This is a genomic window from Halopseudomonas oceani (assembly GCF_963677335.1).
GTDB lineage: Bacteria > Pseudomonadota > Gammaproteobacteria > Pseudomonadales > Pseudomonadaceae > Halopseudomonas > Halopseudomonas oceani.
On sequence record NZ_OY781932.1, the window covers coordinates 3,738,860 to 3,765,417 of the forward strand.

General features: G+C 61.5%; 15 protein-coding genes. 4 read left to right on the forward strand and 11 right to left on the reverse strand.

Translation table 11 applies throughout. The features are described 5' to 3' along the window. The first annotated feature begins 30 nt into the window (after window positions 1–30). The 4 genes from ACKPCU_RS17480 (at window position 31) to ACKPCU_RS17495 (ending at window position 7,639) form a co-directional block, all read left to right on the forward strand. Window positions 31–2,247 carry a TonB-dependent siderophore receptor gene (locus ACKPCU_RS17480; RefSeq protein WP_321348664.1) on the forward strand — a complete coding sequence of 739 codons (2,217 nt, stop codon included), beginning with the start codon at window positions 31–33 and terminating at the stop codon, window positions 2,245–2,247. Window positions 2,248–2,390: 143 nt separating this feature from the next. Further along, entirely contained in the window at window positions 2,391–4,673 is a 2,283-nt protein-coding gene (metE, locus tag ACKPCU_RS17485; protein WP_321348666.1) for a 5-methyltetrahydropteroyltriglutamate--homocysteine S-methyltransferase, read from the forward strand. A gap of 106 nt (window positions 4,674–4,779) precedes the next feature. Beyond that, window positions 4,780–6,159, forward strand: a complete 1,380-nt coding sequence (locus tag ACKPCU_RS17490; RefSeq protein ID WP_321348668.1) for a class II fumarate hydratase — start codon at window positions 4,780–4,782, stop codon at window positions 6,157–6,159. A 187-nt stretch (window positions 6,160–6,346) separates the two neighbouring features. Next, the gene (locus tag ACKPCU_RS17495; protein WP_321348670.1) at window positions 6,347–7,639 is read left to right on the forward strand and encodes a sensor histidine kinase; all 1,293 of its coding nucleotides are present in this window, start codon (window positions 6,347–6,349) and stop codon (window positions 7,637–7,639) included. Here the strand turns inward: ACKPCU_RS17495 and ACKPCU_RS17500 are convergent. From ACKPCU_RS17500 to ACKPCU_RS17550, 11 genes are all read right to left on the reverse strand, one after another. Continuing rightward, the gene (locus tag ACKPCU_RS17500; RefSeq protein ID WP_321348672.1) at window positions 7,610–8,224 is read right to left on the reverse strand and encodes a response regulator transcription factor; all 615 of its coding nucleotides are present in this window, start codon (window positions 8,222–8,224) and stop codon (window positions 7,610–7,612) included. The two genes, ACKPCU_RS17495 and ACKPCU_RS17500, sit on opposite strands and share 30 nt — an antisense overlap. Window positions 8,225–8,282: 58 nt before the next feature. Then, a complete protein-coding gene (locus ACKPCU_RS17505) occupies window positions 8,283–11,084 on the reverse strand; it encodes an autotransporter family protein (protein ID WP_321348674.1) in 2,802 nt (933 codons plus the stop codon). 134 nt (window positions 11,085–11,218) lie between these two features. Beyond that, complete coding sequence (locus ACKPCU_RS17510; RefSeq protein WP_321348675.1) at window positions 11,219–12,640, reverse strand: efflux transporter outer membrane subunit; 1,422 nt, start codon at window positions 12,638–12,640, stop codon at window positions 11,219–11,221. A gap of 15 nt (window positions 12,641–12,655) precedes the next feature. Continuing rightward, window positions 12,656–15,724 carry an efflux RND transporter permease subunit gene (locus tag ACKPCU_RS17515; RefSeq protein WP_321348676.1) on the reverse strand — a complete coding sequence of 1,023 codons (3,069 nt, stop codon included), beginning with the start codon at window positions 15,722–15,724 and terminating at the stop codon, window positions 12,656–12,658. Further along, window positions 15,721–18,792 carry a multidrug efflux RND transporter permease subunit gene (locus tag ACKPCU_RS17520; protein ID WP_321348677.1) on the reverse strand — a complete coding sequence of 1,024 codons (3,072 nt, stop codon included), beginning with the start codon at window positions 18,790–18,792 and terminating at the stop codon, window positions 15,721–15,723. The genes ACKPCU_RS17515 and ACKPCU_RS17520 overlap by 4 nt, the downstream gene beginning before the upstream one ends. Window positions 18,793–18,801: 9 nt before the next feature. Continuing rightward, window positions 18,802–20,007: an efflux RND transporter periplasmic adaptor subunit gene (locus ACKPCU_RS17525; protein WP_321348679.1), complete on the reverse strand. Its 1,206-nt coding sequence runs from the start codon at window positions 20,005–20,007 to the stop codon at window positions 18,802–18,804. Window positions 20,008–20,182: 175 nt separating this feature from the next. After that, window positions 20,183–20,503, reverse strand: coding sequence for a DUF3325 domain-containing protein (locus tag ACKPCU_RS17530; protein WP_321348681.1), 321 nt, complete (start codon window positions 20,501–20,503; stop codon window positions 20,183–20,185). Continuing rightward, window positions 20,496–22,178, reverse strand: coding sequence for a PepSY-associated TM helix domain-containing protein (locus tag ACKPCU_RS17535; protein WP_321348682.1), 1,683 nt, complete (start codon window positions 22,176–22,178; stop codon window positions 20,496–20,498). Before ACKPCU_RS17535 ends, ACKPCU_RS17530 begins: the two co-directional genes overlap by 8 nt. Then, entirely contained in the window at window positions 22,172–22,480 is a 309-nt protein-coding gene (locus tag ACKPCU_RS17540) for an iron uptake protein (protein WP_104737470.1), read from the reverse strand. The genes ACKPCU_RS17535 and ACKPCU_RS17540 overlap by 7 nt, the downstream gene beginning before the upstream one ends. 216 nt (window positions 22,481–22,696) lie before the next feature. Next, window positions 22,697–25,297, reverse strand: a complete 2,601-nt coding sequence (locus ACKPCU_RS17545; protein WP_321348684.1) for a TonB-dependent receptor — start codon at window positions 25,295–25,297, stop codon at window positions 22,697–22,699. Between the two features lie 279 nt (window positions 25,298–25,576). Further along, complete coding sequence (locus tag ACKPCU_RS17550) at window positions 25,577–26,527, reverse strand: FecR family protein (protein WP_321348686.1); 951 nt, start codon at window positions 26,525–26,527, stop codon at window positions 25,577–25,579. Window positions 26,528–26,558 lie beyond the last annotated feature (31 nt).

Here is a 26,558-nt window from a genome sequence, read left to right on the forward strand (position 1 = left end):
AATCACAAGCATTAACCTGGAGCACTCTACATGCCAATCACAGCCCTGCCCGGGGAACAGACACGCAGTCGACTCAGCCCACTGACGCTAGCCATCCATCTGCTAGCCGCCGGATCAGCCATCACCGCCCTGCCGGTTGCAGCCCAGAGCACGAGTGAAGAGGAGATGCTGCTTGCGCCGATCAGCGTCACCGGCCAGGGTGAGCGCAGCGCCGCCACCGAGGACACTCAGTCCTACACTGCAGACGTCGCCCGCACAGCTACGCCGCTCAACCTCTCGCCAAGGGAGACACCGCAGTCGGTCAGCGTGGTCACTCGTCAGCGAATTGAAGACCAGGACTTGCAGAACATCCTTGACGTGGTCAACAACGCGACTGGCGTTTCGGTCAACCGCTATGAGACCAGCCGCGCCCAGTTCAATGCTCGCGGCTTCGAGATCAACGCACTGATGATCGATGGAGTACCAACCATCTGGGATCAGCCGTGGAGCTCCGGGGAGATTTTCAGCAGTCTTGCCATGTATGACCGGGTCGAAATCGTGCGTGGAGCCAACGGCCTGATGAGCGGGTCTGGCGACCCGTCAGCCTCGCTCAATATGGCACGGAAACGCGCCAGTAGCCGCGACCTCACCGGTTCACTAGAGCTAAGTGCAGGTACGTGGGATACCTACAGCACCCTGGGCGATGTTTCATTTGCACTGAACGAAGCCGGCACAGTGCGCGGCCGGCTGGTCGGCGAGTACCAAGACGGCGATAGCTGGATCGACATGCACGCCAATAAGGTCGAAACCCTGTACGGCACCATGGATGTCGACCTGACGCCCGACACCACCTTGTGGTTCGGCCTTAGTCGTCAGGAAAACAACTCTGACTCCCCTATGTGGGGTGGCCTGCCGGTCTGGTATGCCGATGGCAGTCGCACAGACTGGAGCCGTTCAAAAACGACCTCCGCCGACTGGAGCAAGTGGGATACCCGCTACGAAACCTACTTTGTCAATCTGGATCACCAATTCGCCAACGGCTGGCAGGCCAACCTGAGTTACAACCGCGGCGAGCGCAATTCCGACTCCTTCCTGCTCTATCTTTACGACAATCCCGGGCGCAACGGCAGCGCACCGATGAAAGCGATGGGCGGTTCCTACAAGGTCAAAACCGTGCAGGACGATTACAGCATTCGTGTCAGCGGGCCTGTCTCGCTGTTCGACCGTGAACACGAACTCGCTTTCGGTTACGTTCACAGCAAGCAGGACTTCGACGCCGATACCCGGGCGGCGCTCGCCGGATCAGACACGCTACCGGACTTTGACAACTATGACGGCCACTTCCCGGCGCCAAGCTGGTCAGGCCTGGTCCCGTATGGGGCGGGCGAAACCACCCAGAAAGGGTACTACGGCGTTACCCGCCTGAATCTGCGCGACGATCTCAAGGTCATCCTCGGTGCCCGGGTCAGCGATTATGAGAAGACAGAACTGGACTACATTCGCCGTACCCGCTCGGAGCAGAAGGTCAGCGGTGAGGTTACGCCGTATGCCGGTATCATCTACGACCTGAATCACCAGTTGTCCGTGTACGCCAGCTACACCGACATCTTTCAGCCCCAGTCGGAAAAGGACGCCAGCAACCAGCAGCTTCAGCCAATTATTGGCGAAAGCTACGAGCTAGGGCTAAAAGGAGAGTTTTACAATGGCGCATTGAACGCCTCTGCCGCTATCTTCCAGATCAAGCAGGAGAACCTCGGTGTTAACTCCGGTGTTCGTATCGACCCAACAGAACCGTCGCTTGGTTTCGCCTACGTCGAGCGCGAAGCGGTCAGCGAAGGCTTCGAACTTGAGCTATCCGGCGAACTGCTGCCCGGCTGGAACGTCTCAGCTGGCTACACCCAGTTCGATATTGAGGACGCCAACGGCAAAGACACCAACACCCTCTACCCCACCAGATTACTCCGCACCTTCACCACCTACCGCTTCTCGGGCGACTGGAACCGCCTGACCATCGGCGGCGGCGTCAACTGGCAAGACAGCATTTATACTTCTGCAACCAACCCGGACGATCAGCAGGAGAAAATCGAGCAGGATGCCTACGCGCTGGTCAACCTCATGGCCCGCTATGACATCACCGACAATCTGTCGGCACAGCTCAACGCCAACAACGTCACCGACGAGAAGTACTTCGATATCTTCGATGCCTACGGCGCAATGACCTACGGCGCTCCGCGCAGCGTTACCGCGACGGCCAAGTACCGTTTCTGAGCGCCCTTGCCTCCCTCGGTCATCCGAGGGAGGCAACAAAAATGAATAAACCTAATTCAAACCTGAATATTCAACAATTACACTAATAGTAAATCCCGCCTAGCATGCCCCTGTTCCCATTCGAAGAGACACAGAGGCAATCCATGACACGCATTCACAATCTCGGCTTTCCGCGCATCGGCGCCCGCCGCGAGCTTAAATTCGCGCTGGAGGGATACTGGAAAGGCGAGCGCTCCCGCGACGAGCTGCTGCAAACCGGCGCCGAACTGCGCCAGCGCCACTGGCAAGCCCAGCAAGGGCTCGACCTGATTCCGGTCGGCGATTTCTCCTTCTATGACCAGATGCTCGACATGAGCTTTACCTTGGGCAATCTGCCAGCCCGGGTGCAAGGCTTCGCCGGAGACGAGCTGGACAACTACTTCCGCGTTGCCCGCGGCCGCTCCGCCCAGGCGCACGCCGAATGCTGCGGCGGCGTCGCTGCGGGCGAGATGACCAAGTGGTTTGATACCAACTATCACTACATCGTGCCGGAATTTACCGCAGACACCTGCTTTACCCTCAACCCACGGCGCTTGCTGGATCAGTTGAGTGAAGCCCGCACCGCCGGCATCAAGGCCAAACCGGTGATCATCGGCCCGGTCACCTACCTGAGCCTGGGCAAGGTTAAGGACGACAGCAACCCCCTGGCACTGCTTGAGCAACTGCTGCCGGTTTACGCCGAGCTGCTGGAAGCGCTGGCGCAACAAGGCGTGGAGTGGGTGCAGATCGACGAGCCGATTCTGGTGACCGACCTCAGCGAGACCCAGCAGGCTGCGCTGGAATACAGCTACGCTACCCTGCGAAACAGCGAAGTCAAACTGCTGCTGACCAGCTATTTCGGCCAACTGCAGGACAACCTGCCACTGGTGGCCCGCTTGCCGGTCGCCGGGGTGCATCTGGACTGCATCAACGCCCGCAACGAGGTGGCTGAACTGATCGAACGCCTGCCGTCAGACCGGGTCATTTCCCTCGGAGTGATCAATGGCCGCAATATCTGGAAGAGCGACCTGACCGCGTTGCTCGATTGGCTGGAGCCACTGGCCGCGCAGCTGGGTGATCGCCTGTGGCTGGCACCCTCCTGCTCGCTACTGCATGTTCCGGTTGACCTGAACAGCGAGGATCAGCTCGACGCTGACGTGCGCAGCTGGCTGGCCTTCGCCGTGCAGAAGCTCGACGAACTCCGTGTGCTGGGCCGCGCACTGCGCAGCGGCAGAGACAGCGTTACAGCCGAGCTTGCTGAAAACCGGCAGGCTCTCGAAAGCCGCCGCACTTCGCCGCGGGTGCACAACCCGGCGGTGCGTGACGCCGTCGCTGCGCTGAAGCCGGCGCTGGGTGAGCGCCGCAGCCCCTACGCCGCCCGCGCTGCAGTGCAGGCGGCGCGCCTGCAATTGCCCGCCTACCCGACCACCACCATCGGCTCCTTTCCGCAGACGGCCGAGATTCGCCAGGCGCGCCGTCAGTTCAAGGCAGGTGAGCTGAGTGCCGTCGACTACCGCAAGGCGATGGAAGCCGAAATCGCCCACTGCGTGCGCGAGCAGGAAGCACTGGAGCTGGACGTGCTGGTGCACGGCGAGCCCGAACGCAACGACATGGTCGAATACTTTGGCGAGCAACTCGAAGGCTATGCTTTCAGCCGCTTTGGCTGGGTGCAGTCGTACGGCTCGCGCTGCGTCAAACCACCGATTCTGTTCGGCGATATCAGCCGCCCCACCCCCATCACGGTCGAGTGGAGCCGCTACGCCCAGTCACTGACCAGCAAGCCGATGAAGGGCATGCTGACCGGCCCGGTGACCATCCTCAACTGGTCCTTCGTGCGCGACGACCAGCCCCGCGCCGACTCCTGCCGGCAACTTGCCCTGGCCATGCGCGGCGAGGTACTGGACCTGGAGAAGGCCGGCATCAGCGTCATTCAGATCGACGAAGCCGCTCTACGCGAAGGTCTGCCGCTGCGCCAGAGTGAGTGGAAAGACTATCTGGACTGGGCGGTGGAGAGCTTCCGCATCACCGCCAACGGCGTCGCAGATGAAACCCAGGTCCACACCCACATGTGCTACTCGGAGTTCAACGACATCATTCAGGCCATCGCTAACATGGATGCCGATGTGATCACCATCGAGACCTCACGCTCTGACATGGAGCTACTGGATGCTTTCGATCACTTCCAGTACCCCAATGAGATCGGACCCGGCGTGTACGACATCCACTCGCCGAACATTCCCGATCAGGCGCAGATGGTCGAACTGATGCGCAAGGCGGCCGAGCGCGTGCCTGCCGAGCGCCTGTGGGTCAATCCGGACTGCGGCCTCAAGACCCGCCAGTGGCCTGAAGTGACCCCGGCGCTGCGCAACATGGTCGCCGCGGCTCAGGCCCTGCGCGCCGCCAGCTGACGCGCAGCCATCGGCTGCGTACACGCGCTATGCTGAACACCTGTCTGCTTCCGTGGTCTGACCATGGAAGCAGACAGCCGTTTCAGCCGATCAGGGAGTAGCGCAGATGAGCACCAGCCGTATTGAACGAGACAGCATGGGCGAGTTGCAGGTACCGGGCGACGCCCTCTATGCCGCCCAAACCCAGCGCGCCGTCAACAACTTCCCGGTCAGCGGCCAACCCATGCCCAAGCGCTTTATTCGCGCCCTGCTGCTGGCCAAGCGCGCAGCGGCCAATGCCAACGCCGAACTGGACCAGTTGCCCGCGCCGATGGCCAAAGCCATCTGTCATGCCGTTGACGACCTGCTGACTACCGACGATTACATGCAGCACTTTCCGGTCGATGTGTTTCAGACCGGCTCCGGCACCAGTTCCAACATGAACGCCAACGAAGTGCTCGCCACCCTGGCCAGCCGCCACAGCGGCCAGACCATCAACCCGAACGATCACGTCAACTGCAGCCAAAGCAGCAACGACACCATCCCCTCCAGCATCCACATCAGCGCCGCATTGGCCCTGCATGAAGACCTGCTGCCTGCACTGCAGCATTTCGAGCAGGTCACCCGAGCCAAGGCTCGCACCGTTGAGCACCATGTCAAAACCGGCCGCACCCATCTGATGGACGCCATGCCGGTGCGCCTGAGCCAGAGTCTCGACACCTGGGCCGATCAGATCGAAGGTAACCGCCAGCGCCTGGAGCAGCTGCAACCGATGCTGCACAGTCTTGCCCAGGGCGGCACCGCGGTCGGCACCGGCGTCAACGCCCACCCCGCGTTCGCCGAGCACTTCTGCCGCGCACTGAGCGCCAGCACCGGCGTAACCTTTACCCCGGCAGGCAATTTCTTCACCCACATCGGCTCGCAGGACATCGCCGTTGCCCTGTCCGGGCAACTGAAAACCCTGGCCGTCAGCATCACCAAGATCGCCAACGACCTGCGCTGGATGAACTCAGGGCCACTGGCCGGGCTTGGCGAAATCGAACTGGAGGCACTGCAACCCGGCTCCTCGATCATGCCGGGCAAGGTCAACCCGGTGATACCGGAAGCCGCCGCCATGGCCGCCGCCCAGGTCATCGGCAACGACGCCACCATCACCCTCGCCGGCCAGTCCGGCAATTTCGAGCTGAACGTCATGCTGCCACTGGTCGCCCGCAACCTGCTGGAGAGCCTGCACCTGTTGAGCAACGTCACTCGCCTGCTGGCCGACAAGGCCATAGCCAGCTTCACCGTACGCGAGGACCGACTGCAACAGGCACTGGCGCGCAACCCGATACTGGTGACCGCCCTGAACCCGATCATCGGCTACCAGAAAGCCGCCGAAATCGCCAAACAAGCCTACAAGGAAGGTCGACCGATTGTTGATGTCGCCGCGGAAAACACCGATCTCAGTCGAGACGAACTGACCCGCCTGCTGGACCCGGCGAAACTGACCCACGGGGGGCTTTGAGCGCATGCCCCCAGCGGGATTAAACAAGGCATGCCGCATAAAACTCTGGCGTCCGCCGCGTCAGCTGGTTGCCTCATCGACCCGGTGAGAATGCTAACAGCGCTGGCAAGCTGATGGCCACAAGCCTTGGCACGGGCTATAACAAGGCTCTAACATGGACTGGTCGCCCGTCTGAGTTCACCTGTTGATGCTGTCCAGACTTATTCATAATCACCCCCAGGCCGACATCATCGAGCAGCAACGCTTCACCCTGTTCGTCGACGAAGTCTGGTCAAGGATGATCGCCTCGGCCCTTGCCGCTGTTCTGTTCGGACTGTTCTTCCAGAACGCGGCCAGCAGCGGCCAGCGCGGCATGTGGTTTGCCAGCCTGCTGGTCGTCGTCATTTGCTCCTGGCTGGCGCTACGCAAGATCAAGACCGCCACCAACACATCGCTGCCTTCAATCCGTCAATGGCATCGCGTCAACATGCTGCTGTCAGTTCTCTGGGGCTGCTTCTGGGCTTACATGCCATTCGTCTTTTTGTCCGACGCGTCACAGCAAACGCTGTCTATCGCATTGCTGGCGCTGGTGATCATTTCCGCAATGCCCTCGATCAGCATGGGGTGCTATCCGGAAATTTACATCACCTTTCTCACCCCGGTGTTCCTGTCACTGGGATACAACATTCAACTGCAGACCGGACTGGCGCATCCACAGGTGTATCTATGCTGCATGGCCTGGGCTGCGCTCAGCATGTTCAGCCTGCTAACCCATAAAAATCAGGTCGCGCTGATCATCAAGTCAGTTGAGCTTGGCACCATGTTTCAGAAGATGAAGTCATCCAACCTGGAAAAGGACTACCTGATCGCCGCCATTGGCCACGACCTGCGTCAGCCGATGGCCAGCGCCAAGCTGTATCTGGAGGTGCTGGCCGAAAAGCAGCAGGACAACAGCGCTGCGCGCAATGCGCTGAACGCGACAGAGGTTGCCCTGAACGGCCTGCACGACGCCTTGAGCATGGTGAGCCTAAAAGAACAGGACGAGGTACTGCGGCTCTCCCGATTCAACCCGGCAGACCTGCTTGCCAAGGTTGTACAGGACGTCAGGACGGTCAAGCCCGAAACGGCAATCAGCTCCAACTACCAGGCGGCGATACTGACCTCTGATGCCTTTGCGCTTGCCCGCATCATTGAGAACATTCTCTACAATTATGTTCACCATGCCCCAATCCAGGGCCTGCACATCGCAACAAGCACAGACACGCATCACTACCAGCTGCACTTCAGCGCGGGCGAGACAGCAGAGACGGGAGCCGAAAACCGGCAGAACCACCCTTTGCAGGGCTACGGACTGATCATGATCGAACACATGTGTCGCGCCATCAGTGCACGGCTCAGGGTGTACCGCGATAAAGGCAGTTGGCAAACCACACTACTGATCCCGCTGCACCATGCACCGGGGATACTGGAGTCAGTCCAGGAAGCGGAGCTTCTCCAGTAGCAGCAGACAATCGGCTCGGTTGCGAGCGCCGAGCTTGGAGTAAATGCTCTTGAGGTGGGTTTTTACCGTGTTGTCGGTAACCCCCAACCGAGCTGCAATCTCGGCATTGCGTAACCCCTGCATCAATAATCTCGCCACGTCACCCTCACGCTCGCTCAGCTTGAGCGTTTCGGCGACGACCGACTGAACACCGCGGATGCTAGCGGACTGATAACGTCCTCCAGTCAGTACGCAGTCCATGCAGGCACGGATATCAGCCAGCGCATCGGTTTTGAATACAAACGAACTGGCGCGCAGCAGTGCTTCATCAAGGCAGAGGTTTGCTGGCTGCTCTCCTGTACAAAAAATAGTACGTATGGAGGGATTGAGAGAACGCAAGCGGTTATTCAGATCGACGCCTGACTCGCCCCCCAGGTTCAGGTCCATCAGGACGATCAGCTCGTTTCCGGCTTGCGCCACAATCTGCTGCAGCGCCTCGTCATGGCCCGAAGCATGGTGCACGGCGTCGATCTGCGGGTGATCAGCGAACACATGCCGCATTGCATCGGCAAACAGCCGGTGATCATCAACAATCAACAAATCCACTACATCATTCTCCCTTGCCGCCATTGGCCGCCCCCCAAAGGGGAGCGGCCCCTGTCACTCAGAATGCCATGCGTGCATTCAGCGTAACAGCCTGCTCAACAAACCCGCTCTGGCCGGAGACGGTATACAACGCTGCCAGCTCGGCTCCGTTATCAACCACGTACTTGCCACCCAGGCCGGCATCATAGCGCCAGGCATCGGCATCAATGCCGCGGGTAGCGAACCGATCGCCAGTGCCCACCAGCACCGCATCAAGCTTCGCCTGCTCGGCCAACGTGTCGTAGCTCACACCGGCCTGACCAAACAGCATCCAGCCCTCGCCAAGATCGTACGCCAGCTCGGTACCGACTTCGACATTGAGGCTCTGGTAATCGGAGCCATCGACATCCAGGTTGAGTGCGCCAGCACCGGACTCGGCGTATCCATCAACATCGGTGTAGTCGTAATTCAGACCCACCTGAACCGCCACATCGAACTGCTCGTTGACCGCGTAGTGCTTTTTCAGCTCAGCCCCTGCGCTGGCAGTCCAGGCGTCGTACTCGGAACGGGCGGTCAAGCCGTTAAACAGATCCCGGTCTGTTTCGTACTGGCCATACCCAACCCCGGCCGTCAGCCCTAGCACCACATCATTACCCAATTCACGGTTGAGATAGCCAAGCAGTTGATAACTGTTCAACTCACTCTCATAACTGCCCACCGGCATGTTGCTGCCGATATCGCTGCGCCCGATGCCGAAGGCGACGCCCAACTCGGTCACTTCATCGAGACCGCCGTCCATGCCGAGCAGCACGCCATAGCTGTCAACGTCGTAGCCTTCGACACCGGAACGCTGCTGCTGACGCGCCCGCGAGCCATAGGGCTGAGCCCACACATTGCTTGGCTCGGCTGTCGCTGTTTCGGGGTTCAGCGCATACAGGTAGGCATCACGGCGACCAATCAGCTCGCGCATCCGGCGATTCGCTTGAGCAGCCTCCCTGCCAGCATGCACACTGGCCGGCGCTAGGGTCGCCACGCCATCGGCCAGCCCGGCCGCCGTGCTGTAGTTACCCAAAGCCAGAATCATGGAGTCGAGTTCAGAGCTGCCAGTGGAGCCGTTTGCCGCGTAGTCGTCGGCAACGCTCTGAATCACCGGAGCGGCCCCTTGAGCCACGGTATTGCCACTGACTTGCGCAGCGGTGATAACGTTGCCGCTGTTCGGCAGGGGCGTGTTTCCAGGAGAGCCCGGACCACCCGGGTTGCCGGGCGCGTTGCTGGATTCACCCTGGCTGTCGGCCGTCAGGCGCAGGTCCAGATCGCTGGCGTTGCGTATCGTGTCGAAGTCCCACAGCGCAGAGTTATCGCTGATGCTGAAATTGCCGTAGGTGATGGCTCCCGTAGAGGAGATCACATCGGCGAACAGGTTACCCGCGCTGAGCAAGCCGTTGGCCTGAACGTTGACGGCCAGGTTGCTATCGGTCAGATCCACATCACCTTCAACCGCAAGCTGCCCATAGGTGGTGTTGTTGACCACAACCACTTCCAGCTGACCGCCGGCACCAATCAGGTTGCCGCTGATGGTCGGTAGCGAAACCGTTGCAGCGGTCCCCACGGTGCGATTGGACGCGCGCGGGTCCAGAATGAGGGTCCCGCCATCCAGGTTGAAGTTACGCACCCGAAAATGCTGATCCCCGAGCATCGCATAGCGACTGCCAGTGGCGAACGCCAGATCACCACCATCAACGCCAGCCGCACCGGTGCTGACCAGATCCACCATGCCATTGAACAGCGCAGACTCGTTACCGCCAATGGTCAGCGTTCTGAGCGAGTTGCTGGTGCCGACGCTGAAGTTGCCGATGATACTGCCTGCGTTAATGAAATTGCCCAGGTCCGCCGCGTTGGTAATCATTACCGCACGTTGCTGGCTGGAGATAGTGGCGCCTGCGTTATTACGCACAACCGTACTGCCGGCAGACGCCACCATTGGCGCAATATAAAGCGCTTCAGCGTTACCCTGGTTCCGAATCAAACCATTGTTGGTCAAACCACCTAATGTCCCGGAAACGATGTGGACGGTCGGCATCACGGAAGACGAATTACGCAGGGTACCGTCGTTGACAAAACTGCCGACATCGCTGCCCTCGGACCAAAACGCCCGGCCATTGGATGCGGTGTTTTCAATCAGCCCTGCTGAACCGTTAGCGAAGTTGCTCAACGTCGACTGAAATCTGAGATGAACCGTTGCAAGTGTGCTGTCTGAGGTCACTACCCCAGTATTGGAAAGCAGCGAGATGTCCGTGAAACCGGTCTGAATACCCCAGCCGCCCGAGCCCTGGACCGTGCCCGAGTTAGTCAGCGACAGCTGCGCCCGAGCCCCCGAACTACCATCGACACTAATCCCGTGCACCCCCGAAATCAGGCCGTCGTTGGTGATAGATGCGCTGGTGTTGACGCCAGAATTATTGTCGATGACGAGGCCGAACGACTGAGCGCTGGTGATACTGGCACCGTTGTTGTTGACGATATTCAGGCCCAACGGCGCGGTCGCATAGACACCGTAACCATTGGAGCCAGTCCCCTCAATGGCGCCAGAGTTGGTCAGCGTAACCCCGCTGATAAGACCCGGGCTGCCGCCCTCGATCCGAACGCCGAAGCCGCTAACGTTAGCGGTGATTGAGCCGCCGCTGTCGACCGTGACCGAATCGTTATCGGAGTCGATATAGCACGTTCCAGTAACCGAAGTCGTCACCGGTGACGTGGCGCAGGAGTTGGGAGCTGCAGCGGCTGACAGCGACCAGGAAGCAGCGAGGATGGATGAAGCCAGCACAGAGAGCCGGAAGGTAGCCACTGGGGCAAAAACAGATCGTGCATTGGAAAACAGCATGACATTCCCTTGGATTGAGCAAAGACCAGCGCGGAATATGCGGTTCCCGCTGCCATCGGTCTTCACCCCAAAGGGTGAGCCAGTCGCTCAATACTGCTTTCCAGGGCCCCCGGCTCAGAGCCAGAAACTGCGCCTCACGGCGCTTTCCGTTCTCCTGCATCCCCCACATCATCGCCCACCTGCCAGCCGCCGCCGATGGCCGAGGCCAACTCGGCAGCCGCGGAAAGCTGGGCGCTGGTGACACTAATGCGTCCACGTTTGGCGCTGAGTGTCGTGTTCTGGGCAATCGACACCTCCAGATAGGAAACCAGACCGGACTGGTAGCGATTGGTGATTACCCGTTCGTTCTCCTCGGCCAGCTCAACCAGCCGATCCTGCTGCACGGCTTTCTCGCGCAAAATTGCAGTGGTCGCCAGCGCATTTTCCACATCGGCCAGCGCGTCGAGTACGGTCTGGCGGTAGGCGGCGACCTGTTCGTCGTAACGCGCCAGGGCAGCGTCTCGGGCAGCACTGCGTCGGCCGCCGTCAAACAGGGTTTGCGCCAGACTCGGTCCAACCGACCAGACCCGCACTGGCGCATCCCACAGATCGCTGATCGAACTGCCGTTGACACCAGCGCTGCCGCCCAGCGTCAGGGTTGGCAACCAGGCGGTGATGGCGACGCCGATATCGGCGTTGGCTGCTGCGACGCCGCGCTCGGCAGAGACCACATCCGGGCGGCGGGCAATCAGCTCCGCTGGCAGTTGCGCCGGAATCGGCGGCACCGCGGGCAGCGCCTCGACCACCTCCAGCTGCAATTCGATCGGTGCACGGCCCAGCAGCGCGGCAATGGTGTTTTGCTCCAAGGCCCGCTGATTCTGCAGGTCGTACAGGTCACTGCGCAGTGACTGCAGCTGAGTTTCGGCCTGAATCACGTCGGCGCGGGAGACGATGCCGGCGTCGTACTGGTTGCGCGTCAGCTGGGCCGAACGGGCTGAGGACGCCAGCGTCTGCTCCAGCAGCCGATACTGCAGGTCTTGGGCGCGCAGATTGATGTAGCTGTTGATCACGGCCGACTGAATCGACAGCCGGGCGGCGGCCAGATCCGCCGCACTGGCTTCCAGCGCAGCGGTATCGGATTCGACCTGACGGCGCACCCGCCCCCACAGATCCAGCTCCCAACTGATACCCAGCTGCGCGCTGCTGCGGGTCCCGGTGCTGACTTCACTGCCGCCGCTGCGTGCGGTATCCAGCGCCGCGCTCAGGGTTGGGCTGTATTCGCCGGTGCTCAGCCTGCGCTGCGCCAATGCTGCGCGATAACGCGCCTCGGCCTGTGCCAGCGTCTGGTTGCGCTGATTGGCTTCCTCGATCAATGCATTCAGCTCGGCGTCACCGAAAACCTCCCACCAACGGCCGCTGGCTGCCCAGCTCTGCGCCGGCATCGGCTGCCAGCCCTGGTCATAGCGCAGCGCTGAGGGCTCGACCGTGGTCGGCACCCGGTAATCCGGGCCGAGCGTACAGCCGCCAATCAGCGCAGTGGCCAGAACAACAGAGGTAGACAGCAGGGAGAGCTTCATCGGTAACAGCCCCGATCAGGTTGAAGGTGAGGAAGGTTCGGCTGCGCCACGGCGCAACACGCGCTGACGCAGGTTTTCCAGATACAGATAGACCGCCGGCGTGGTGTACAGCGTCAGCAATTGGCTCAGCGCCAAGCCACCAAAAATGGTGATCCCCAGCGGGCGGCGCATTTCCGCCCCCTCACCAAAGCCCATGATCAACGGCACCGCGCCGAGCATACCAGCGAGGTTGGTCATCAGAATCGGTCGCAGGCGCAGCAGCGCGGCACGGTGAATGCTCTGCTGCGGATTGAGCCCTTCGCGGCGCTGCAGCTCCAGCGCGAAGTCGATCATCATGATGGCGTTCTTCATCACGATACCGATCAACAGGAACAGCCCAAGCATGGCGATCAGACTCAGACTCTGGCCGCCGAACTTGAGCGCCAGCAGCGCGCCCAGCCCGGCCGGCGGCAGGGTCGAGAGAATGGTCAGCGGATGCAGCGTACTCTCGTAAAGCACACCGAGCACCAGATACACCGCCAGCAGCACGGCAACAAAGATCCACGGCTCTAACGCAGCGCCAAAATCGTTGGCCGACGGCGGTGCCTCATGCACATCGCTCGGCAGCATTACCTCGTTGAGAATCTGCGCGATGGCCTCCTTGGCCTGCGCCTCGGTGACGCCCGGCGCCAGCGCATACCCCACGCCCATTGAGGCAAACTGCCCTTCGTGGCGCACGCGGTCTTCGGCCATGCCATAGCCCCAGGTGGCGAAGCTGGAGAGCGGCACCCGCTGCCCATCCGAGCCCATGACCTCGAGCTGGGCCAGAACTTCAGGGCGCTCGGTGTAGCGCGAGTCCAGCTCCATCACCACCCGATACTGGTTTAGCTCGTCGTACAGGGTGGCAACCTGACGTTGAGAGAAGGAGTTATTCAGGGTCGAGGCGATGGTCTGCATGTCGACGCCGAGACGTCGGGCGGCTTCGCGGTCGATATCGAGCACCACCTGACGGGTCTCGTCGCCGTCCATCGAATCCACATCCACCAGCAGCGGGCTCTGCATCATCGCCTGGGCGACCTTGCGCGACCACACCTTCAGCTGCGCCAGCGAGTCCGAGCGCAGCAGTACCTCGTATTCGCTGTGCCGATACGGCGGGCGGAAATGCAGATCCTGATCGACCATCAGCATCATCAACACACCCGGCACTGCGGGTGCGTTGGCGCGCAGGCGATCGACCACCGCCTGAGCGGACACCTTGCGTTCGGCCAGCGGTTTGAGCCGAATGGTCAGCTGGGCGTTAGTCAGACCACCACTGCCGCCGCTGGTGCCAGTCAGGTCGGCGACCGCCGGGTCGGCCAGAATGTACTGCCGATAGGCTTCGATCTTTGGCTGCATAATCTGGAACGACATACCATCATCACCGCGCAGAAAGCCGCGAATCTGCCCCGAATCCTGCTGCGGCAGCGCTTCTTCCGGCAGGTTTGCCGCCAGCCAGACACTGCTGCCGATCGCCGCCAGCAGCACCAGTAGCGCCAGCGGTCGGTGGTTGAGTGTCCAGTTCAGCGAACGGTCGTAGCCGCGACGCAGTCTGGCAAACAGGGAGTCCCTATCATCCTGCTTGTGCCCGGCCGGCGTGGGTTTCAGCCACAGCGCGCACAGGCTGGGCGTCAGCGTCAGCGATACCAGCAGCGAGATCAGCATGGCCGCCACCAGAGTGATGGAAAATTCCTCGAACAGCTGGCGGATCAAGCCACCCAGCAACAGGATCGAGGCAAACACCACCGCCAGTGCCAGCGTCATGGCAATCAGGGTAAAGCGCAGCTCACGGGCACTGCGCGCTGCGGCGTCCAGCGGCGACAGGCCGTTGCCCATGTGCCGCTGGACGTTCTCCAGCACCACAATGGCGTCATCCACCACCAGGCCAGCACCGACGATCAGCGCCATCAGCGACAGGTTGTTGAGCGAGAAGCCAAAGAAATACATGACCACAAAGCTGCCAATCAGTGACACCGGAATCGCCGCCGACGGAATCAGCGCCGCCCGCAGGCTGCCAAGGAACAACCAGACCACGGCGACCACCAGCAGTGTCGCCAGCAGCAGGGAAATCTGCGCCTCACGCAGGGTGGCGCGAATCACCGGTGAGCGATCCATCACCACCGACAGCTGCGCGTCTTCGGGCAACAGGTTGATCAGTTGCGGCAGCCGCGCATAGATGTTGTCGATGGTCTCGACGATATTGGCACCGCTCTGCCGGCTGATACTCAGCACCACCGCCTGGCGCTCATTATGAAAGCCGCTGCTGTAGCGGTCTTCCACCGAGTCGGTGACCCTGGCGACATCACCGAGGCGCACCACCGCGCCATCCTTGTAGCGGATCACCAGCTGACGGTAGGCCGCCGCGGTGCGCAGCGAATCGCTGGTCTGCACCTGCCAGCGGTGCTCGCCCTGCTCGATCACCCCAAGCGGGCGCAACGCATTGCTGTTGGCGATGGCGCTGCGTACCTCGTCCAGGGCAATACCGTAATGCAGCAGTGCACCGGCATCGAGCTGCACGCGAACTGCCGGCAGCGACGCGCCATCCACGCTGACCTCGCCCACCCCGGAAATCTGCGCCAGCTTCTGCGCCAGAATGGTCGAGCCGATGTCGTACAGTGCGCTCGGCGACAGGTTCGGCGAGCTCAGCGCCAGCCCCATGATGGGCGCCTGCGAAGGGTCAATCTTGAGGTACTGCGGATTGCCGGGCATACCCGCAGGCAAGTCGCCACGCACAGCATTGATTGCCGCCTGCACCTCCCGGGCCGCTTCGTTCAGGTCACGGTCCAGTTCGAATGTCAGCGCAATCTGCGCCGCGCCCTGACTGCTGTTGGAGGAAATGCCGGTTACCCCGGAAATGGCGCCCAACGCCCGCTCCAGCGGCGTTGCTACTGTGGTTGCCATGCTCTCCGGGCTGGCTCCGGGCAAGCTGGCTGTCACCACGATCACCGGCACATCCAGCTGCGGCAACGGCGCGACCGGCAGCAGCCGCCAGCACAGCAGACCGGACAGCACCAGCGCCACGGCGGCTAACGTCAGCCCGATCGGGCGCTGCAGAAACCCCGTGTTCACTCCAGCGCCTCAACCGGCTGCGCCGTCGGCTTGCCGGCCAGACGGTCGAAGAACAGATAGACCACTGGCGTGGTAAACAGGGTCAGGAGCTGGCTGACCAGCAGGCCACCCACCATCACCACACCCAGTGGCTGGCGCAACTCGGCGCCCGACCCGCTCGCCAGCATCAGCGGCAGTGCGCCAAACAGCGCTGCCAGCGTGGTCATCAAGATAGGCCGGAAACGCAGCAGTGCTGCCCGATGAATCGCCTCGCGCGGCGTCATCCCCTGATTGCGCTGCGCCTCCAGCGCAAAATCGACCATCATGATGCCGTTCTTTTTTACCAGACCGATCAACAGCACGATGCCAACCACCGAGATCATGTCCAGCGCCCGGCCGGTGAGCAACAGCGCCAGCAGCGCGCCAACCGCCGCCGACGGCAGCGTAGAGAGAATGGTGACCGGGTGGATAGTGCTCTCATAGAGCACACCCAGCACGATATACATGGTCAGTACCGCTGCCAGAATCAGCCACAAGGTGTTGCCGAGCGATGCCCGGAAGGCTTCAGCCGCACCCTGAAAACGCAGTTCGATGGTCACCGGCAAGCCCAGTTCCTGCTGCACCTGCTCAATCGCCTGAACCGCTTCGCCCAGCGAGGCACCGGTCGCCAGGTTGAACGACACCGTCGTTGCCGGAAACTGGCCCTGATGATTGATCAGCAGTGCTGCCGTACGCTGTTGCACCCGCGCCACGCTGGCCAGCGGTATCGAGTCACCGTCCGCCGTGGTGATGAACAGCCGCCGCAGACTGTCCGGGTCACCAGCGAATTGCGGGTCGACCTCCATAATCACCCGGTACTGGTTGGACTGGGTGAACAGGGTCGCGATCTGGCGCTGGCCGAAGGCGTTGTAGAGGGTGTTGGCCACGTCGGTCACATCCAGCCCGAACCGCGCTGCGGCGTCACGGTCAATGTCGACATAAGCCTGCATACCGCGCTGTTGCAGATCCGCCGCCACATCGCTCAGCTCCGGGCGGGCGTTGAGTGCGGCGACCATCTGCGGCACCCACTCATGCAGCGCGTCACTGTCGAGGCTGGTCAGACTGAACTGGTACTGGGTGCGGCTGACCCGGTCTTCGATGGTCAGCTCCTGCACCGGCTGGAACCAGGCGCTGATACCGTCGACGCTCGCCGCCCGCTCACGCAGCCGCGCCATCACCTCGAACAGGCTCTCGTCGCGCTGATCGTGCGGCGGCAGGTTGATCAGAATTCGCCCGCTGTTAACCGTCACGTTGACACCGTCCACGCCGATGAATGACGACAGACTCTCGATGCCCGGGTCCTGCAACAGGGCCTGCGCCAATTGCTGCTGACGCTCGGCCATCGCGGTGAAGGAAATGTCCTGCGGGCCTTCGGTCACCACCTGGATGACGTTGCTGTCCTGCACCGGAAAGAAGTCCTTGTCGACGGCGAGGTAAAGCAACCCGGTCAAAACGATGGTGCCGAGCATCACCAGCAGCGCCGGCGTCTGGCGGTCGAGCACCCAGTCCAGCGCGCGGCCGTAGCGCTCAATCACCCCATGCAGCAAACCGTCGGACTTCTCCTGCGGCGGCGTGCTGAGCATGCGCGCGCACATCATCGGCGTCAGCGTCAGCGACACCACCAGCGAGATGACGATGGCCACCGCCAGCGTGATGGCAAACTCGTGGAACAGCCGCCCCACCACATCCGGCATGAACAACAGCGGAATCAGCACCGCGACCAACGAGAAGGTCAGCGACATCAGGGTAAAACCGATCTCGCCCGCGCCCTTGAGCGCCGCCTGCATCGGCGTTTCGCCCATCTCCCGGTGCCGTGCCACGTTCTCCAGCATGACGATGGCGTCATCCACCACAAAGCCGGTGGCAATGGTCAGCGCCATCAGGGTCAGGTTGTTGACCGAGAAGTCCATCAGGTACATGAAGGCAAAGGTGCCGACCAGCGACAGCGGTACCGCGATGCTGGGGATGATGGTCGCCGGAATGCTGCGCAGGAAGACGAACGTGACCAATACCACCAGCGCGACCGCAAACAGCAGTTCCTTCTGGGTGTCACGTACCGAGGCGCGAATGCTGTGGGTGCGGTCGGTCAACACAGTGACATCCACCGCCGAAGGCAAGGTGCCGGCCAGCTGCGGCAGCAACTCGCGCACCCGGTCGGTGACCTCGATCACGTTGGCGCCCGGCTGACGCTGGACATTCAGCAGCACCGCCGGCTGGCCGTTGGCCCAGGCAGCCAGAAAACGGTCTTCGGCACCGTCGATGATAGTGGCAACGTCACCGAGCCGCAGCGGTGCACCGTCCTGCCAGGTGAGGATCAGCTTGCGGTAATCCTCGACCGAGCGAATCTGATCGTTGGCATCGAGCATGGTGTTGCGGGTCGGGCCGTCGAAACTGCCCTTGGGCTGGTTGACGTTGGTGGCGGCAATGCTTTGGCGCACCTGATCAAGACTCAGCCCGTAGGACGCCAGCGCCATCGGGTTGACCAGCACCCGCACCGCTGGCCGCTGACCACCGGCCAGGCTAACCAGACCAACACCAGAAATCTGCGCCAGTTTCTGCGCCATCCGGGTGTCGACAAGGTCGTGCACCTCTGGCAGCGGCAGGCTGTCGGAGGTAATCGCCAAGGTCAGAATTGGCGCGTCCGCCGGGTTGACCTTGCGGTAGATCGGCGGCGTCGGCAGATCATTCGGCAGCAGGCTGTCGGCGGTATTCATTGCCGCCTGCACTTCCTGCTCGGCAACGCCCAGATCTTCGCCAAGATCAAACTGCAGGGTAATCACCGACGCCCCGCCGGAGCTGGTCGAGGACATCTGCTTCAGGCCCGGAATCTGCCCGAGGTAGCGTTCCAGCGGTGCGGTGATGGTGCGCGCCGTTACCTCCGGCCCGGCACCCGGCTGAAAGGTAAACACCTGAATGATCGGGTAATCCACCTGCGGCAGCGCAGCGACCGGCAGCAACCGCCAGGAAACCAGGCCGGCGATTAGAAACGCCAGCATCAGCAGCGAGGTCGCTACCGGGCGCAGAATGAAGGGAGTCGAGAGACCTTTCATCACCCCGCCTCAGTTGGCCGGCGGCGGGCTGCGGCGCTCGGCATTCACCGATGAGCCAGCGTCACCATCGGGAATATTGACCTCTTTGCCGTCACGCAGCCGATCCAGCCCTTCCAGCACCACCAATTCGCCCGGCTCCAGCCCCTCGGTGACCGCTACGCGGCCGTCCGTGGCGGCGCCCAGCACTACATTGCGCACATAGGCCTTGTCGTTCTGTACAACATAGACATAGCTGCGCTCAGTCCCAAATTGCACGGCATCGGAAGGAATGGTCACCACCGCGTCCAGCGTCTTCAACCGCAGATGCACGTTAACGAACTGGTTGGGGAACAGCGCCTCGTCGTCGTTGGCGAACTGGGCCCGTACCCGCAGCGTGCCCGTGCTGGTATCAATCTGATTGTCGAGGGTGGTCAGCTCGCCGGTGGCCAGCACCCGTTGTTCAGTGCGATCAAGTACCTCAACTTTCAACGCCGCTTCACCGCGACGCGCCTCGCGCAGCGCCGGTACGTCTACCTCCGGCACGGTAAAGTTGACCGCAATCGGCTGAGTCTGGGTGATGCTGACCAGCCCCTCGGCTTCGCTGCCGGTCACCAGATTGCCCTGATCAACCTTGCGCAGACCGAGCCGGCCAGACAACGGCGCGGTGATCCGCGTCCAGGATAGCTGCAGACGAGCATCATCAACCCGCGCCTGATCAGCACGGACCGTGCCGAGCAATTCCTGCACCAGCGCGCGCTGGGCGCTCAGTTTCTGGCGAGCAATGGAGTCCTGTTCCCAGAGCTGCTCATACAACGCCAAATCAGCGCGGGCATTCTCCAGCTTGGCGATGTCCTGCTGCAACTGGCCTTCAGCCTGATCCAGCTGGGCGCGATAGGACGAAGGGTCGATCTCGGCCAGCAGGTCACCCTGCTCCACCCGTGCGCCCTCCTCGAACACCACCTTGTCCAACACACCACTAACCCGGCTCTGCACCATGACAGTATTGAGCGGTGTGACGGTCCCGATCGACTTGATCCGCACGTCCAGCTGCCCCAGCTCCGCCGGTTCGACCCGAACCACAGCAGGCGCATCCCAGCCCATACGCCGCAGATTGTCGGGCTTGGCGCTGTCGGCGTCGCCGCCAAACTGGTACCAGGTGAGGGTGCCGGCCGCAAGGATGGCTGCGGCCAGCAGTAACCGGTTGCGAAGGGAACGGGACGATTGCGGGAGAGGCATGGGCGTGTAATCCGTTAACTGAACAGCTACAGCGTAAACCGCTGCTTCGAATGCCAGACTGTAGGGAAGATCAGCCCATGGAAGTAGCGAATTTACATACTTTTACCAACTTCTGACCAAACACCGGAACAGCCTCAGTGCCGTTGCCTGAAACATGTCCGGTGCTATCCGTGGTTCAGGACAGGCGCAACAATGGCAGGCAGACCAGACGCAGCCAGAGCGGGCGATAGCTAAGCAGCATGCTGGTTGTCATGGCTGCCGCAGAGAAGAGGGTGAACCAGACCAGCACAGCCATCGACGGGTGATCCGCCTTCAGGCAGCACAGTGCAGACAGCAACAGCGCAGTCCAGCCAGCAACGCGCAGGCGTTTGGTCGCAGGCGTCGCATCAGTCCGGGCAAACACCTGACGCCAGTGGCTTTGCAGCGACAGCGCCAGCCAGCAGGTTGCCAGCAGCATCAGCAGCGCCGCGCAGACTAACCAGAGCGTGTCAGTCATACACCACCTCCGCACCCCGCGCCGCGGCCGAAACCGTTTTCGGCTTCGCCAGTTTACGCGCACAGCACGCCGCCAGTGCCGCGCAGCCAAGCAAGCTGAGATCAACGCCGGCAACCGGCCAGTAGGGTTCGATCAGCACAGTCTTGAGCAGGTGGTCTCCCGTTGTGATCCAGTTCAGCAGCACCGCGGCAACCGACAGCGCCACCAGCAACCAGCATTGCTCAGCCCAGGCGGGATTGCGCCAAGCCCTGGCAACCGGTGAGCTGCGCCAGCTTGCATGCAACAGGGCTAGCACCCACACACCCCAAAACACCGCTTTCTCCCACTCGCCCTTGCCGGCCATTGCCTCCGGCAGCACCCGGTTTGCCACCAGCATGGCGACCGCTGCCAGCACCATACCCGTCACCGTCGTGACCGCCAGTGCGTCAACGATACGGCTACCCTGCAGCCCTCGACGGGCGTGATCCTGCTTGCGCTTCTCGACAAAAAACACAAACCCCGTGGCGATACAGACACAGCCCAGCAAGCCACCCAACACATACAGCCAGCGCAAGGCCCAATGCTCGAAGTGCTGCAGATGCAGACCGGTCAGAAACTGCGCAATGCTCTCCACCGGGCTGCGTGGCGGATCCTCACGCAGCAGTTCACCGGTACTCGCCTTGAAATGAATGCCCTCGCCGACCAGCGCGACCCGGTCGCTGCCAGCGCGGTAAATGCTCACATACCCGTTGGCGTCACCGAGATGCTTGATGGTCAGAAAGCCGACCTCTCCTGCCATGTCGCGCTCGGCCCAGATGCGTTTTGCCTCGGCCACCATGGCGTCCACTGACGCCAGCGGCGCGGGAACGCCAGCCTCATCGTGGGGCAGGCCGGTATCCGCCGCCTCCAGCACTTCATGCTGATCGTGCAGTGGCTTGAGCAAGGTGTGCGTCACCGGGAAATAGTAAAACCCGGCAAAGATCAGCACCCCGGTAAAGGCAAAAAAGAAGTGAAAAGGCAGCGCAACCACACCGGTCATATTGTGCAGATCCAACGCGCTGCGCTGGAGGCGCTTGTTCGGACGGAAGGTAAAAAACTCGCGGAATACCTTGCGATGCATTATTACCCCGGTGACCAGCGCCACCAGCATCGCCAGCCCCGCCAGACCGACCACGTAAATTCCCAGCCGCATCCAGTTCAGATTCAGGCTGTAATGCAGCGGGTAAAACCAGTCACTGCCGATCTTCAGAGCGTCATCCGGCAGAAACTCACCGGTGCGCGGATCCACCGTCGCCCGACCATGCACATGCAAATGATCGTCGGCGGGATTCTTCGGCTGATTCGGAATGCCAAACTCGCCGCCGATCAGCAGCACCGGATCACGGTGCGTGGTGTAGGCAAACAACGATACCAACGGCATGGTATCGGCCGCTGGCAGCTCGCCGACGACCCGTTTGGCCGTCGCCGCCATATCGACCGGATCCGGCTTGAGGCGGGCATACACATCGGCCAGCAGATGATCGTAGGAAGGCATAGGCTGCGGCGCAAAACGGGTTGCTGGCACCGCCCAGCGGTCGATCTCGCGGTCAAACACCGACAGCGAACCAAAGAAGAAAGCCACCATCAGCACAAAGCCAAGCACCAGCCCGAACCAGGTGTGTACCCAGGCCATGGAGAGACGGAAGTGGTTCAGCATGTGGCCTCCTGGCAAAGCAGCAAGGGCTGCAGCAACCAGGCTGCCGATAACATTAGAGCCGCACCGAGCCCCAGCACCAGCCAGATCCGCAGCAGGCTCTTGATTGAGAACACCCAGATAAAGAGCGCGATATAGAGCAGCACTCCGAGCAGCAGCATGCTCAGCTCGGCACTGTGAAAGTCGACGCCGATGGCACTCAAGCTCACCACACCCAGGGAAATAACGCCCCAGATAAAGGCGTAGGAACCAAAGATGGCAGCGACCACCCGGGACACAATATGAGGCGCGGAGACGGCTGTCATGCGAACACACCCCAAACGAAAGAAAACGACATAAGCACTCACCGCGTTAGCGCGTCTGCCTCAGCACAGCAGATCATGCACAGTTGAACCGAGCCCAGGCAGGGCCCGCGCCAAAGCGGAGAATGATAGTTATTATCATTACAATATGCAAACAGACCGCCGCGCTGACGGCGAGGCCACATAACGCTCCCCGCCCCGCCAGCGCACAGCGGCTGATCAGATATCCCAGACCAGATTGACAGCGAAGTTACGGCCGGGCTGAGTCAGGCGATCCAGATTGGCCGGGCTGGTAACGCTGGCCTCCCCGACGCTGTCGTAGCCACGCAGGTCATCCCACAGCCAGTACTTCTTGTCGGTCAGGTTATAGAGCCCGGCGTTGAGCATCAGATCGTCGGTGATGCGGTAGTGGCCAGTCAGATCAAGCAGGCCGAAACCAGGGGTAGCAAACTGGCTGGTTGTACCATCTGGGACATTGAGGCTCGACTCATCAATGCGCGTCTTGCGCTTGACCAGAGTCCAGCTCAGCTCGCCGCCAAAGCGCTCCTGCTCATACCCCAGGGAAAATACGCCAGTGAGCGGATTGATGCTGTTCAGCGGCGCGCCGGTATCGTCGTTGCGCCCGCGGGCATAGGCCACAGAACCCTCTGCGTATAGACCGGACATGGCGCCAATCTGATCCAGATTCAGTCGCCCCTTGACCTCTGCACCACGGATACTGGCGTGGGCGATATTCTGGCTCTGGAAGCTGTCGCTGGTGTAGCCGGGCGTCAGTGCATTCTCGTCGATAAAGTCGCGATAGCGGTTGTAGAACAGCGCCAGATCAAAGCTACCCAGTGCGGAGCGGGTACGCAGCCCCACTTCCAGCCCACGGCTCTTTTCCGGTTCCAGGTCCGGGTTTGGCTCTACCGTGTAGCCGCCAGCCAGGTTCTCGAAACGACCGAAGAGCGCTTTGGCCGTCGGCGTGCGGAAGCCCTCGGCGTACTGAGCAAACAGGCTGTAGCTGTCGTTGAAGGCATACGTTGCGCCCAACTTCGGTGACACCCGGTGCCAGACGCGATCCTGATCATTAAACTCGGACACGCCAGCGCTACCGACAGTGGCCAGAAACTGCTCCGTCAACTCGGGTGACAGCTGGGTGCGGTCGTAGCGAAGCCCCGGCAGGAAGGTCCAGTTGTTCCAGCGAATTTCGTCCTGCAGAAACAGGCTGTAGACCTCAATGGTCGGGTCGGGAAAATCGCTTTGAGGCGTCAAGGTATCGGAGGAACTGGTGCTGATGTCACCGACCGCCGCGCAGCTGGAGCTCAGCGCCTGCAGGCAAATGCCGTAACCGGTGCGCAGGCCGGTCACTTCCTGATGCCTGGCTGAGAAGCCATAGGTCAGCAGGTGCTCGCTGTGACCGACGCTGAAAGCCTTGTCGAGCTGGCCGTCCAGAAACCACTGGCGATCCTTGTAGGTCGTGTCGCGATAGCGCATCACATCCCGCGTCGGCGCACCGGTCATGAAGTTCTTCGGCACGTAATGCTCAGCCGTATTCTGGTCGGTCTTCGCCAGCTGGTAGTTCAGGCTCCACTTCAGGTTGTCCGCCAGTAGGCTGTCGAGCATCAGCGTGTGAGTCAGACCGAACCGCTCACGGCTGATGGTGTCGTTTCCTTCACGCGACTCATAGTAGCCAAAACCGCTGCCGGCGTTGTAGGGCCCACCCACCGCGCTCAATTGATTGGTGTCGCGGTCATCCTTGTAGTGCTCGTAAGTGAACTGCAGATGACCATTGTCGCTGTAGTCCCAGCCCAGCTTGGCCAGAATATTGGTGGTACGCACATCTTCGGGGTTGGCTTCGGTGCGGTCGAGGCCGATGCCACCAGTGTTGCCGTAGGATTCGGTCTCGTGCCCATTGCGCTGGGACAGGTGCAGCAGCACATCAACGTCACCCTGGCGCGCTGCCACGGTTCCCGAGGTCAGCCAACTGTCATCGGCCGAGCTGTAACCGGCCTTGAGCCGGGCGCCAGTATCTCGTCCGGGCTTGATGATGTCTTCCGGGTCGAGCGTAAAGTAACTCACGGCGCCACCGATGGCGCTGCTGCCGTACAGCGCCGATGCCGGACCGCGGAGAATTTCCACCCGCTTCACAATCTCCGGATCAACGTAGTTGCGCTGCGTATTGGCATACGGGCCATTGAAAAAGCTGTTGGGCACTTCCACGCCATCCACCTGCGTCAGCACCCGATCACCATCAATACCGCGGATATTGTAACCGGTGATCCCAGACCGCTGACCGCTGCCGCCCACAGACACACCCGGCTCGTTGCGCACCAGGTCCTTGATATCGTTGACGTTCCGCTGATCCAGCTGGTCCCGGTCCAGCACGCTCACCACGACAGGCACGTCATCAAGTTCACGAACGTGGCGCGTTGCCGTCACCGTGATCGGCTGCAGCTCACTGGTCTGCTCGGCACTGACCAAAACCACACTGCGCTCACCCACGCTCTGGTAAGTCAGGCCAGTACCCTCCAGCATCCGCTCCAGCGCCCGCTGGGCCGACATCCGCCCGGTAATCCCCCGCGATTGCAACGCCCCTGCCAGCTCCGCCTGCAGACCAACCTGCCAGCCGGTGGTCTCACTAAAAGCGTTAAGAGCTGCTACCAGCGGCTGTGAGGGAATGACAAAGCGGTAGTTGGCCTGATGCTCCGCGCGCGCCAGAACAACGGCGTCCGCGGCGAAGGCCTGCGGGGCCAGAGTGCAGGACAGGGAAACAGCCAGAAGCGATAGACCTGTGGCAGACAGGGTCCGGGACAGCGAGCGCCGGGTATGAACAGTCATCGATAGTCTCTTTGCTGGAATGTGGATAGCCAATTAATGCGAATGGTTTGCATTACATTCAGACGAGACGAACGAGTTGCCGCAACGCGTAAAACTATTTTTGTTTCTTCGTGGAATACCGGGATGACGTGCCGGACTGCTGCGCCAAGACAGCTCCCCCTTGGCTCGCCGCCAAGGCGAAAGGCTGAAACAACAACGGAGCACGCACGAAACGGTAGGCCGCAGGAGACGGTTCACCCCGAAAATCCCTGATGAACCCGGTCTCTTGCCTCCAGCCGCTCAGTTCAATACCAGCAAAGCCGGATACTCATGCAGGGTGGCTGAGGTTACCTGCGCCAGCGAACGCACCACGCTCAGCGGGTCGTTCAGCCGATAGTTGCCGGTCACGCGTACCCCGTTCAGCCGTGGATCGGCACTGACGATCCAGCCTGGGTAATAACGCCGCAGCTCGGCCAGCACCTCGCCTAGGGGCTGATCATCAAACACCAGCCTCCCCTGCACCCAGGCAAACCGATCTGCCGAACCGCCGCGCTCGCGCTGGCCGATGCCATCAGGCCCGATGCGAATGCTGTCGCCATCTTCCAGCTGAATCCGCGCACCATCACGCCGCGCATGGACCTCAACGGCACCATGCTCGACGCTCACCCAGGCCTCATCCCCCTGATAGCGCACGGCAAAAGCGGTACCCAGTACCGACACCTGAATTGGCCCGGCGTTGACCTCAAAAGGTCTGCTGTGGTCCGGCGTGACGTCAAAATAGGCTTCACCACGCAACAGGTTGGCAACCCGACGCTTGCCATCCATCTGGCTGGAAAAGGCACTGTCGGTGTTCAACGTGACGCGCGAGCCGTCAGGCAGGTCGAGGCTCTGCCGCTGGCCAACCGCCGTAACATGATCGGCGCGCAGATCCAGCAGCATGTCACTCTGCACAGTGACCGTCAGCAACAGCAACACCGAGGCAGCGACCGCCAGATACCGCCGCAACCGACGGGGACGCACCACCGCAGCCTGCCTTGCCGTGTCCAGCCGCTGCGCGGCCACACCCAGTAACGGCGACTGCCAACTGCGCTGCGCCCGCTCAAACGCAGCGGCATGCTCAGGCGAGGCCGCGAGCCATGCCTGGAACCGCGCACGGCACGCCTCATCGGCAGACTCAAGCGCCAACAGCCAATCCAGCGCCTCACTCATCGGCGCGTCATTGTCTGTCTGCGGGCCGTGCGGCTCAGGCATCGGGCAAGTCTCTGGTTGGGCGGGCATTCAT